The sequence below is a fragment of the Pseudomonas sp. PI1 genome (assembly GCF_000812405.1).
In the GTDB taxonomy this organism is placed as follows: Bacteria; Pseudomonadota; Gammaproteobacteria; order Pseudomonadales; family Pseudomonadaceae; genus Pseudomonas; species Pseudomonas citronellolis.
The window spans coordinates 119929-131924 of the sequence record NZ_JWMC01000102.1; the positions used below are offsets into that span (position 1 = coordinate 119929).

Annotated in this window: 10 protein-coding genes; 9 read left to right on the plus strand and 1 reads right to left on the minus strand. The window is 68.8% G+C overall.

Annotation, left to right across the window (positions count from 1 at the left end; genetic code table 11):
- Nucleotides 1–94 precede the first annotated feature (94 nt).
- From RN02_RS30775 to RN02_RS30785, 3 genes are read left to right on the plus strand one after another with little or no spacing between them, the layout of a single operon-like run.
- Nucleotides 95–1111 (plus strand): aminoglycoside phosphotransferase family protein, encoded by a 1017-nt coding sequence (locus RN02_RS30775; protein ID WP_043319235.1) that lies wholly within the window; start codon nucleotides 95–97, stop codon nucleotides 1109–1111.
- Nucleotides 1108–1782, plus strand: a complete 675-nt coding sequence (murU, locus tag RN02_RS30780) for an N-acetylmuramate alpha-1-phosphate uridylyltransferase MurU (RefSeq protein ID WP_043319237.1) — start codon at nucleotides 1108–1110, stop codon at nucleotides 1780–1782. The genes RN02_RS30775 and murU overlap by 4 nt, the downstream gene beginning before the upstream one ends.
- On the plus strand, nucleotides 1783–2541 hold the full coding sequence (locus tag RN02_RS30785; RefSeq protein ID WP_009615593.1) for a DnaJ domain-containing protein: 759 nt from the start codon (nucleotides 1783–1785) through the stop codon (nucleotides 2539–2541). It abuts the gene before it with no gap.
- 14 nt (nucleotides 2542–2555) lie between these two features.
- Here the strand turns inward: RN02_RS30785 and RN02_RS30790 are convergent, their stop codons facing one another.
- Nucleotides 2556–3596 (minus strand): alpha/beta hydrolase family protein, encoded by a 1041-nt coding sequence (locus tag RN02_RS30790; protein WP_043319240.1) that lies wholly within the window; start codon nucleotides 3594–3596, stop codon nucleotides 2556–2558.
- A gap of 142 nt (nucleotides 3597–3738) precedes the next feature.
- Here RN02_RS30790 and RN02_RS30795 point away from each other — a divergent pair, with 142 nt between their 5' ends.
- The 6 genes from RN02_RS30795 to RN02_RS30820 all read left to right on the plus strand — a co-directional run bounded on the left by RN02_RS30795 (nucleotide 3739) and on the right by RN02_RS30820 (nucleotide 11986).
- Entirely contained in the window at nucleotides 3739–6162 is a 2424-nt protein-coding gene (locus RN02_RS30795) for a PAS domain-containing sensor histidine kinase (RefSeq protein WP_043319242.1), read from the plus strand.
- Nucleotides 6163–6199: 37 nt separating this feature from the next.
- A complete protein-coding gene (locus RN02_RS30800) occupies nucleotides 6200–6829 on the plus strand; it encodes a response regulator (protein ID WP_043269277.1) in 630 nt (209 codons plus the stop codon).
- Between the two features lie 142 nt (nucleotides 6830–6971).
- The gene (locus tag RN02_RS30805) at nucleotides 6972–8009 is read left to right on the plus strand and encodes an ABC transporter substrate-binding protein (protein WP_141679871.1); all 1038 of its coding nucleotides are present in this window, start codon (nucleotides 6972–6974) and stop codon (nucleotides 8007–8009) included.
- A gap of 345 nt (nucleotides 8010–8354) precedes the next feature.
- Nucleotides 8355–9464: an ABC transporter ATP-binding protein gene (locus RN02_RS30810; RefSeq protein ID WP_009615598.1), complete on the plus strand. Its 1110-nt coding sequence runs from the start codon at nucleotides 8355–8357 to the stop codon at nucleotides 9462–9464.
- A gap of 41 nt (nucleotides 9465–9505) precedes the next feature.
- On the plus strand, nucleotides 9506–10564 hold the full coding sequence (locus tag RN02_RS30815; RefSeq protein ID WP_043319244.1) for an ABC transporter substrate-binding protein: 1059 nt from the start codon (nucleotides 9506–9508) through the stop codon (nucleotides 10562–10564).
- A 174-nt stretch (nucleotides 10565–10738) separates the two neighbouring features.
- Entirely contained in the window at nucleotides 10739–11986 is a 1248-nt protein-coding gene (locus tag RN02_RS30820; protein WP_009615600.1) for an ABC transporter permease, read from the plus strand.
- Nucleotides 11987–11996 lie beyond the last annotated feature (10 nt).

The following is an 11996-nucleotide window of genomic DNA, read 5'->3' on the forward strand; positions in this document are numbered from 1 at the left end:
CAGATTCGGCCATAGCCACTCGATGGGCTCAAAAAGATGCTGGATAATAAAGCATGACCCGCGCAACGGCTAGGGCCGTGGAGAACCCCCAAAGATGTCTGAGGATGCCCGTTACCAGCTCCTGAATCGCTGGTTGGACTCTTGTTTACCCGTAGTGTTCAGTGCCGAGGGATGGGGGCCGGTGCCGCCCGCCGAGCTCACCCCGGCCAGCAGCGACGCCAGCTTCCGCCGCTATTTCCGCTGGCAGGGCGAGGGCCGCACGCTGATCGTCATGGACGCGCCGCCGCCCCAGGAGGACTGCCGCCCCTTCGTCAAGGTGGCCGGCATGCTCGCCGAGGCCGGGGTGCACGTGCCGCGGATTCTTGCCCAGGACCTGGAGCAGGGCCTGCTGCTGCTCGACGACCTGGGCCGCCAAACCTACCTGGACGTGCTCAACCCGCAGAACGCCGAGGAACTCTTCGAGGACGCCCTGGACGCCCTGGTGGCCTTCCAGCGGGTGCCGGCCGAAGGCCGCCTGCCGGCCTACGACGAGGCGCTGCTGCGCCGCGAGCTGGGCCTGTTCCCCGAGTGGTACCTGGGCCGTCACCTGAACATCGAGCTGCAAGGCGAGCAACTGGCGCGCTGGCAGCGCACCTGCGACCGCCTGGTGAGCAGCGCGCTGGAGCAGCCGCGGGTGCTGGTGCACCGTGACTACATGCCGCGCAACCTGATGCTCAGCGAGCCGAACCCCGGCATCCTCGATTTTCAGGATGCGGTGTACGGCCCGGTGACCTACGACGTCACCTGCCTTTATAAGGACGCCTTCCTCAGCTGGCCCGAGCCGCGCGTGCACGACGGCCTCAGCCGCTACTGGCGCAAGGCCCAGGCCGCCGGCATTCCGTTGCCGCCGACCTTCGAGGAGTTCTTCCGCGCCAGCGACCTGATGGGCGTGCAGCGCCACCTGAAGGTGATCGGCATCTTCGCGCGCATCTGCCACCGCGACGGCAAGCCGCGTTACCTGGGCGACGTACCGCGCTTCTTCCGCTACCTCGACAGCGTCGTCGCCCGCCGCCCCGAGCTGGCCGACCTGGGCGCGCTGCTCGCCGAGCTGCCGCAACCGGTGGCGCCATGAAGGCGATGCTCCTCGCCGCAGGCAAGGGCGAGCGCATGCGCCCGCTGACCCTGCACACGCCCAAGCCGCTGGTGCCGGCCGGCGGCCGGCCGCTGATCGAGCACCAACTGCTGGCCCTGCGCCGAGCCGGCTTCCATGATCTGGTGATCAACCATGCCTGGCTGGGCCAGCAGATCGAGGACTACCTCGGCGATGGCTCGCGCTTCGGCGTCGCCATCCGCTATTCCGCCGAAGGCGAGCCGCTGGAGACCGGTGGCGGCATCTTCCGCGCCCTGCCGCTGCTCGGCGAGGCGCCCTTCGCCCTGGTCAACGGCGACATCTGGACCGACTTCGACTACGCGCGCCTGCCGGGCGCGCTGGCCGAGGGCGACCTGGCGCACCTGGTGCTGGTGGACAACCCCGGGCACAACACCCGCGGCGACTTCCGCCTGGAGGGTGAACGCGTCGGCGACTATCGCGAAGGCGAGCCCAGCTACACCTACAGCGGCATCGCCGTACTGCACCCGGCACTGTTCGCCGCCTGCACGGGCGGCGCCTTCAGGCTGGCGCCGCTGCTGCGCGAGGCCATGGCCGCCGGCCGTGTCAGCGGCGAGCTGCACCGCGGGCGCTGGGTGGATGTCGGCACCCACGAGCGCCTGGCCGAAGTCGAACGTCTGCTGGCGGCCGGTTGAATGTTCTGGCCGGGCACCCTGATAGGCATAGTCGCCGGCTGGGCGCTGGCGAGCATCCCCGGGGCCATGCTCGGCGGCCTGCTCGGCCAGGTGCTGGACCGTCGCCTGCGCCGGCGCAGTTGGCGCGAACTCCTCGATGAGCTGCGCGGCGGCGCGCGGGTGCCGGAGGAGGAGCTGCTGTTCCTCCTGCTCGGCCGCGTGGCCAAGAGCCGTGGTCGCGTGCAGGACGCGCACATCCAGCAGGCTCGGGCGGAAATGTTGCGCCTGGGCCTGGACGAGGCCGGCCGTCTGCGCGCCATCGATGCCTTCAACCGCGGCAAGCACGGCGGGCCGCGCCTGGAGGAGGGCGTGCAGCAATGCCGGGGCCTGCGGCCCAGCGTCGACGGCCTGCTGCAGGCCTGCTGGCGCATGGCCTGGGCGGCCGGCGCGCCGAGCGCGGCGGAGAAGGCGCTGATCCTGCGCTGGGGCGAGAGCTTCGGCCTGCCGCGCGCCACCGTGCTGTCCCTGGCCGCCGGCGCCGAGGCCCTGCGCGCGCCGCCGAGCCGGGCGGAAAGCTATCGCCAGGCGCTGCGTTTATTGGGCGTGGAGGATGACAGCCCGGTGGAGGAGATCAAGCGCGCCTACCGCCGGCTGATCAGCCAGCACCACCCGGACAAGCTGGCCGGCGCCGGCGAGGCGCGCATCGCCGCCGCTACCGAGAAGACCCGCGAGATCCAGCAGGCCTATGCGCTGGTGCGCGAGCGTCGCGGCTTCCGCTAGGGCTCGGGGCCGGTTTACTCGGCGGGCGCCTGCTTGATGTGCAGCGACAGCCAGCCGCGGATGCGCCGGTAGAGCTGGTCCTGCTCGGTGGCGCGGTCGGCCGGCAGGGCGTTCATGCCGATCTGCACGTAGGTCTTGCCGGTCTCGCGCCGGCTCGCCTGCAGGCGGGCCTTGGCGGCGTCGCGGTCGACGCGCCTGTCCTTGTAATAGAAGTCGCCGGTGGCCAGCTGCAGGCGCGGCACCATGTCTTCCAGCGCCGGGCGGAAGTCCCGCGGCACTTCGGCATCGACGATCAGCAGGTTGTGGATTTCGCCGGGTTCGCGCTCGGCCAGGTAGCGTGCCGCCCAGTAGGCGCCGGTGCCGTGGCCGAGGAGGACGATGCTCCTGGGCTTGCCTTGCAGGGCGAAGTCGAGGCCGGCCTGGATGCGCGCCATGACCCGCTCGGCATAGGCCTTGCGCCGCTCGATGGCCGCATCCGGCGCCGGCGGCGCCTCGCTGCTGGCCTGGGCCGGTTCGCCGCTGCCGGCCTCGGCGGTGCTTTCCGGCGTGGGCGTGGCGGCGCCGGATTCGCCCTGGACGTCCTTGCTGCTGGCGCCGGCGTCGCTGTCGGCGGCGGCCTTGTCCGGGCTTTCCTTGCGCGGCACCGGCTGGCTGTCCTGCGGGTCGGGCAGGCCGAGGGCGAGGGTCTGCCAGCCGGCATCGGGCAGCTTGCGCCGCAGCGGGCCCACCGCCACCGGCCAGTCGGGGTTCTCGCCATCGCCGGGGACTATGATCACCACGCCCTCGGCCTGCGGCGCGTTGGCCGGCAGCCACAGGGCGAGGAAGCTTTCCTCGCCGGCCTGCAGCGTCTGTTGCTGCTTCTGCGGCAGGCGCTGCTGCAGGGCGCTGGCTTCGTCCTGGCTGCGTTCCTCCAGGGCCGGGCGCGCGGGCGCTGCCGGCGCCACCGCCGGGCCGGGCGGGCTGGCCGGTGTGTCTTCGGCCCAGCCCGGCACCAGGGGCGCCAGGCTCAGGGCCAGGCAGAGGGCGAGGCGGGTAGGCTGTGCGGGACGGGACATGGGGCGGGTTCCTTGCGTGGCTCGGGCTGGCCTGGCAAAACGGCCAGACTAATCCCTTGTTTCTGCTTTGTCAGGCACCGGCCTTTCCGGGTTCCCCCCGCCATGGGGTAATGTAGGCGCGCTTTTTTCTCGGGGAGCGGGCATGGGACGACTGTGCTGGAACGCCGTGGCGGCGTTCCTGTTGTGCATTCCATTGTGGGGCGCCGCGCAGGACGCGCCGCCCGGTGTGCCCCTGGACGCCGCCCAGCGCGCCTGGCTGCAAGCGCACCCGCAGCTGCGCGTCGGGGTGGTCCTGGATGCGCCCTACGCCCAGCAGGACCGGCGCCTGCAGCAGCTCTCCGGCGCCCATGTCGAACTGCTCGACTGGATCGCCGGCGCGTTGCAGGTGAGCCTGCAGTGGCGCGTCTATGCCGACCAGGATGAACTGGAGCGTGCCGCCCGCGCCGGCGAAATCGACCTGGCGCCGGGGCTCGGCCAGACCCCTTCCAGCCTGCGCGATTGGCTGTTCTCCGACCCCTACCTGCGGGTGCCGCGCCTGCTCATCGGCTTCCGCGACGGTCCCGGCTCCGTGGAGCTGGAGCGCCTGGGCGTGCTCGAACCCGTGGCGCTGCGCGGCCCGGGCGCGGTATCCGACTACCTGCGCGGCACCTACCCGGGCCTGGAACTGCAGCTCACCGACAGCGACCGCGAAGCCCTGCGCCGGGTGCTCGGCCAGGAGGCCAGCTATGCGGTGGTCGACGAGGCGCACCTGGCCCGCCTCAGCCGCGAGGTCGAGTTCTCCGGCTTCCGCGTGCTGGCCGACATCGGTTATCCACAGCTGTTGCGCCTGGCTACCCGCCGCGATCTGCCGGAGCTGGCCGGCATCCTCGACGCCAGCCTGCGCGCGCTGCCGGCCAAGCAGCTGGACCAGTTGCACGAGCGCTGGCTGCAGCCGCAGTACCCGCGCCTGGGACAGTCCCCCGGTTTCTGGCAGAACCTCTGCATCCTCCTCGGCCTGTTGCTGCTCATGGCCCTGGCCACCGCGCTGTGGCTGCGCCGCCAGCGCAACGTGCTGGAGCAGCGCCTGCTCGCCGCGCGCCGCGACATGGAGTTGCGCCAGGCGGCCGAGGAAGCCCTGCGCCTGACGCAGTTCGCCATCGACAGCAGCACCGTGGGCATCCTCTGGGTCAACTGGGACAGCCACGTGCGCTACGCCAACCGCGCCGCCGAGGACATGCTCGGCTACGCCCCCGGCGAGGTGATCGAGCGGCCCCTGGCGGACTTCGAGCCCGGCCTGGACATGGACGCCTGGCTCGACCTCTGGCGCCGCGCGCGCAACAGCGAAGAAGGCCCGCTGAGCTTCGAAAGCCACCTGCGCCGCGCCGACGGCCAGTGGCTGCCGGCGGAGGTGTCGCTGAGCTTCCTGCGCTTCGGCGGCTCGGAATACCTGCTGGTGTTCCTCAACGACGCCACCGAGCGGCGCCGCGCTCGCGCCGCCCTGGAAGAGAGCGAGGCGCGCCTGCAGGGCATCGCCGCCAACGTCCCCGGCCTGGTGTTCCGCCTGGAGCCCAGCGCCCCGGGCGGCTCCGACTTCGCCCATCTCAGCTTCATCAGCGGCGGCAGCGAGGCCTCGCTGGGCTATTCCCCCGGCTACCTGCGCGAAAGCGGCCTGGGCATCCTCGGCCTGGTGCACCCGGGCGACCGCGACGGCTACCTCGCGAGACAACTGGAAGCGGTGGCCGGCGGCAAGAACTGGCACTGGCAGGGGCGCATCCTGACCCGTTCCGGCGAGCCGCGCTGGGTGGACATCAAGGCCACCGCGCGGCGCCTGGACGACGGCCGCCTGGCCTGGGACGGCGTGGTCTGGGACATCAGCGAGAACAAGCAGATCGAGCTGGAGCTGGCGCAGTCGCGGGCGCAGCTGCGCGAGCTGTCGGCGCACCTGGAGAGCGTGCGCGAGGAAGAGAAGGCGCGCATCGCCCGGGAAGTGCACGACGAGCTGGGCCAGGTGCTGACCGTGCTCAAACTGGAAACCTCCATGTGCGAGCTGGGTTACGGCGAGCTGGACCCCGGCCTGAGCGAGCGCCTGGGCAACATGAAGAAGCTCATCGCCCAGCTGTTCCAGCTGGTGCGCGACGTGGCCTCGGCCCTGCGCCCGCCGATCCTCGACGCCGGTATCGGCTCGGCGCTGGAGTGGCAGGCGCGGCGCTTCGAGACGCGCACCGGCATCCCCTGCCTGGTGGAGGTGCCGGAGAACCCGCCGCGCCTGGGCGACGCCAAGGCCATCGGGTTGTTCCGCATCCTCCAGGAGGCGCTGACCAATGTCATGCGCCACGCGCAGGCGCATACTGTGGAACTGGCCCTGCGGGTGGAGGGCGACGAACTCTGCCTGAGCATCAGCGACGATGGCTGCGGCTTCGACACCGCGGCGGCCTGGGGCGGCAGCTCCTTCGGCCTGGTCGGCATGCGCGAGCGCGTGCTGATGCTCGGCGGCGAGCTGGAGATCGACAGCCAGCCGGGGGAGGGCAGCAGCCTGCGGGTGCGCGTGCCGCTGGATGCGGGGGAATTGCCGGAGCCGGGGCCGTGAAGGGCCGGCGCGGTTTTGTCTGTTCGGGGAGGGCAGCGTGATTCGAGTACTGGTGGCCGAAGACCACACCATCGTCCGCGAGGGCATCAAGCAACTGATCGGCATGGCCAAGGACCTGCAGGTGGTGGGCGAGGCCACCAACGGCGAGCAGTTGCTCGAAACCCTGCGCCAGGTGCCCTGCGAGGTGGTCCTGCTGGACATCTCCATGCCCGGCGTCAACGGCCTGGAGGCCATCCCGCGGATCCGCGCGCTGAACGATCCGCCGGCGATCCTCATGCTGTCCATGCACGACGAGGTGCAGATGGCCGCCCGCGCGCTGAAGATCGGCGCCGCCGGCTACGCCACCAAGGACAGCGACCCGGCGCTGCTGCTCACCGCCATCCGCAAGGTCGCCAGCGGCGGCCGCTACATCGACCCGGAACTGGCCGACCGCATGGTCTTCGAGGTCGGCCTGACCGACTCGCGGCCGCCCCACGCGCTGCTCTCCGAGCGCGAGTTCTCGGTGTTCGAACGCCTGGTCAAGGGCGAGGGCGTCAACGAGATCGCCCAGCACCTGGCGGTCAGCAGCAAGACCATCAGCACCCACAAAGCGCGGCTGATGCAGAAGCTCGGCGCGCATTCGGTGGCCGACCTGGTCAAGTATGCCGTGGAGCATAAGCTGGTCTGAAACGGCGCGCGGCGGGGCGATTCGCCGATGCTTATGTGAGTCCCTTCCGGTTTTTGCAACGCCCGGCTACCTCGCCGGCTGGCGAAAGGGAATCATTGCCCGCTCAGTGGGGTACTTCATCAGAACAAGGAGAAGAAGGATGTTGTTGCGAGCGGTACGGGGCGGGCTGCTGGCCGGCCTGCTGGGGACTGTCGCCACGCCGGCGCTGGCGGACTACGTGACAGTGATTTCCTTCGGTGGGGCCAACAAGGCGGCCCAGGAGAAGGCCTTCTACGAACCCTTCAAGGCGGCCACCGGCACGGCGGTGGTGCATGGTTCCTATAATGGCGACCTGGACAAGCTCAGGCAGATGGTGGAGATCAGCCATGTGTCCTGGGACGTGGTCGAGGTGGAGGCCCCGGAACTGGCGCGCGGCTGCCAGGAGGGCCTGTTCCAGAAGCTCGACCAGCGCCTGATCGGCGACCCCGCCGACTTCGTGCCCGGCGCGGTGCAGCCCTGCGGCGTCGGCATTTTCGTCTGGACCACCCTGCTGGCCTACAACCAGGACAAGCTGCAGGGCAAGCCCCAGGGCTGGGCCGACTTCTGGGACCTGAAGAAATTCCCCGGCAAGCGCGGCCTGCGCTGGGGCGCCAAGTACAGCCTGGAGTTCGCCCTGATGGCCGACGGCGTGGCGCCCAAGGACGTCTACCAGGTGCTGGGCACTCCCGGCGGCGTCGACCGCGCCTTCCGTAAGCTCGACGAGATCAAGCCGAGCATCCACTGGTGGAAGTCCGGCCAGGACCCGGTGCGCGACCTGTCCGACGGCACCGTGGTCATGAGCTCGGCCTACAACGGCCGCATCGCCGCGGCCCAGCCCGAGCAGAAGGGCCTGCGCATGGCCTGGGCCGGCGGCATCTACGACTTCGACTTCTGGGCGCTGCCGTCCGGGGCGTGGAAGAAGGAGCTGGCGGAGAAGTTCATCGCCTTCGCCAGCCAGCCCGAGCAGCAGAAGGTCTATGCGCAGAACATCGCCTACGGCCCGACCAACCGCAAGGCGGTGGAGCAGCTCGACCCGCAGGTGGCCGCCAACCTGCCCACCGCGCCGCGCAACATGGCCGACGCGCTGGGCATGAACGTGGCCTTCTGGGCAGAGCATGGCGATGCTCTGGAGAAACGCTTCCAGGACTGGGCCAAACGCTGAGAACCTGCCTACGATCTGCTGTGCGTCGGCATGACTGCGTTGAGAACAGGCGAGCGATGCTCATTTAGCGACCTGAACTCCGCTCACTCGCCTGTTCCCGCCTTGTCCTGCTCTAGCTCGCGAGATCGTAGACAGGCTCCAGGTCGCTTTCGGATATGCCGGTGTCGCAGTCAATGCGACGCCGGCTTTCTGCGACTGATGGCCACACTTTTCGTGTAGGGATCGCCCTACAGACGATCCTCTTCTACCCTTATAGCAAGTTCTCTTCCCGCCCGATTTGCGCGCGCTGCAGGCTTCTCTAGTCTTGCTTCACGGCAACTTCTTACAAATACAAAAGGTGCGGTTATGGCCGAGACTCAGGCGAACGATGTGCTGGTGAGCTTCCGTGGCGTCCAGAAGAGCTACGACGGCGAGACGCTCATCGTCAAAGACCTCAACCTGGATATTCGCAAAGGCGAATTCCTCACCCTGCTGGGGCCGTCCGGTTCCGGCAAGACCACCAGCCTGATGATGCTGGCCGGTTTCGAAACCCCCACCTCCGGCGAGATCCAGCTGGCCGGCCGCTCCATCAACAACGTCCCCCCGCACAAGCGCGACATCGGCATGGTGTTCCAGAACTATGCCCTGTTCCCGCACATGACCGTGGCGGAGAACCTGGCCTTCCCGCTCTCCGTGCGCGGCATGAGCAAGACCGACGTGGCTGAGCGCGTCAAGCGCGCGCTGTCCATGGTCCAGCTCGACGCCTTCGGCGGGCGCTACCCGGCGCAGCTCTCCGGCGGCCAGCAGCAGCGCGTGGCCCTGGCCCGGGCGCTGGTCTTCGAGCCGCAGCTGGTGCTGATGGACGAACCCCTGGGTGCGCTCGACAAGCAGCTGCGCGAGCACATGCAGATGGAGATCAAGCACATCCACCAGCGCCTGGGCGTGACCGTGGTCTACGTGACCCACGACCAGGGCGAGGCGCTGACCATGTCCGACCGCGTGGCGGTGTTCCACCAGGGCGAGATCCAGCAGATCGCCCCGCCCCACGAACTCTACGAACACCCGCGCAACTCCTTCGTGGCCAACTTCATCGGCGAGAACAACCGCATCGCCGGGCAACTGGCGAGCCACGAGGGCGAGCGCTGCGTGGTGACCCTGGCGCGTGGCGAGAAGGTCGAGGCGCTGGCGGTGAACGTCGGCCAGCCCGGCGACCCCGTCAGCCTGTCGATCCGTCCCGAGCGGGTGCGCCTGAACGGGCACAGCGAAAGCTGCGTGAACCGCTTCTCCGGCCGTGTGGCCGAGTTCATCTATCTTGGCGACCACGTGCGCATCCGCCTGGAGGTTTGCGGCCGCACCGATTTCTTCGTCAAGCAGCCGATCGCCGAGCTCGACCCTGCGCTGAGCGTGGGTGATGTGGTACCGCTGGGCTGGGCCGTGGAGCACGTGCGTGCCCTCGACCCGCTGTCGGCGGCCTGATTCGAAGAAAAACAAACCAGCACACTGTGGAGAGAAGAATAATGTCGAAGTCCCCGTTCCACCCGTCGAAGGCCGGCCTCAAGCTCGCCGCGCTGACCCTCGGCCTGGCTTGTGCCGCGCAGTCCATGGCGGCCACCGATCTGACCGTGATCTCCTTCGGCGGCGCCAACAAGGACGCCCAGACCAAGGCTTTCTACCAGCCCTTCGAGAAGGCCACCGGCAACAAGATCGTCGCCGGCGAGTACAACGGCGAGATGGCCAAGGTGAAGGCCATGGTCGACACCAACAGCGTGACCTGGGACCTGGTCGAGGTGGAGTCGCCGGAACTGGCCCGCGGCTGTGACGAAGGCATGTTCGAGGAAATCGACCCGGCCATCCTCGGCAAGGCCGAGGACTACGTCCCGGGCGCCGTGAGCAACTGCGGCGTCGGCTTCTTCGTGTGGTCCACCGTGCTGGCCTACAACGCCGACAAGCTCAAGACCGCCCCCACCGGCTGGGCCGACTTCTGGGACCTGAAGAAGTACCCGGGCAAGCGCGGCCTGCGCAAGGGCGCCAAGTACACCCTGGAATTCGCCCTGATGGCCGACGGCGTCGCGCCCAAGGACGTCTACAAGGTGCTGGCCACCAAGGAAGGCCAGGACCGCGCCTTCAAGAAGCTCGACGAGATCAAGCCGAGCATCCAGTGGTGGGAAGCCGGCGCCCAGCCGCCGCAGTACCTCGCCTCCGGTGACGTGGTGATGAGCTCGGCCTACAACGGCCGCATCGCCTCGGTGCAGAAGGAAAGCAACCTGAAGGTCGTGTGGAACGGCGGCATCTACGACTTCGACGCCTGGGCCATCCCGAAAGGCGACAAGAAGAAAGAAGAAGCCCTGAAGTTCATCGCCTTCTCGGTCAAGCCCGAGCAGCAGAAGATCTACGCCGAGAACATCGCCTACGGCCCGGTGAACAAGAACACCGTGAGCCTGCTGGACAAGAGCGTGCAGGCCAACATGCCGACCACCCCGGAAAACATCGCCAACCAGGTGGGCATGGACGTGACCTTCTGGGCCGACTACGGCGAGCAGCTGGAACAGCGCTTCAACGCCTGGGCCGCCAAGTAAGGCAGGTCCCGCCGCCCGCCCGGGCGGCAACCGCGGCAGCGATGCCATGGCCCGCAGGCCCTGCGGGCCGTTCCCGCCGGGAAAAGCTCCCGGCGCGGCGGCGCTCGCCGTGACACACCCGATACACCACACCTTGGCCGCCCTCGCGGGCGGCCCGTTTTACCGGAGTTCGCTATGGCCACCGCTGTGTCCTTGAACGAGGTCGCCGGCCCCACCCTGAAGCAGCGCCTGGCGCGTGCGGAGCGGATGAACCGCCTGAAGTCCCAGGCGCTGGTCCTGCCGCTGCTGCTGTTCCTTCTGCTTACCTTCCTGGTGCCGATCGCCGCGCTGCTCTACAAGAGCGTGTACAACCCCGAAGTGGTCGGCTCGCTGCCCAAGACGGTCAACGCCATCACCACCTGGGACGGCAAGTCGCTGCCGCCGGACGCGGTCTACCAGGCCCTGAGCGAAGACCTCTACGCTGCGCGCAAGAACCAGACCATCGGTGACCTCTCCAAGCGCCTGAACATGGAACTGGCCGGCTACCGCAGCCTGATGGCCAAGACCGCCCGCGCCCTGCCGTTCAAGGAGCAACCGGCTTCCTACAAGGACGCCATGGAGACCATCGACGAGCGCTGGGGCGATCCGGCCTACTGGCAGGTGATCCGCCGCAACGCCAGCAGCATCACCCCCTATTACCTGCTCGCGGCCCTCGACCACCGCATCGACGACCTCGGCGAGCTGGCCCCGGCCACCCCGGACCAGTCCATCTACCTGGACATCTTCGCCCGCACCTTCTGGATGGGCGCGGTGATCACCGTCATCTGCCTGCTGCTGGCCTACCCGCTGGCCTACCTGCTGGCCAACCTGCCGACGCGCAAGAGCAACCTGCTGATGATCCTGGTGCTGCTGCCGTTCTGGACCTCCATCCTGGTGCGCGTCGCGGCCTGGATCGTGCTGCTGCAGTCCGGCGGGCTGATCAACGGCGCGCTGCTCAAGCTGGGCCTGATCGACCAGCCGCTGCAACTGGTGTTCAACCGCACCGGCGTGTACATCGCCATGGTGCACATCATGCTGCCGTTCATGATCCTGCCGATCTTCAGCGTGATGAAGAGCATCTCGCCCAGCTACATGCGCGCGGCCATCTCCCTGGGCAGCCACCCGTTCGGCGCCTTCTGGAAGGTCTACTTCCCGCAGACCGTGGCCGGCGTCGGCGCCGGTTGCCTGCTGGTGTTCATCCTGTCGATCGGCTACTACATCACCCCGGCCCTGCTGGGCAGCCCGAACGACCAGATGGTCAGCTACTTCGTCGCCTTCTACACCAACACCACCATCAACTGGGGCATGGCCACGGCCCTGGGCGGCCTGCTGCTGTTCGCCACCCTGGTGCTGTACGTGATCTACGGCTGGCTGGTGGGCGCGAGCCGCCTGCGCCTGAGCTGAGGAGAGAAAG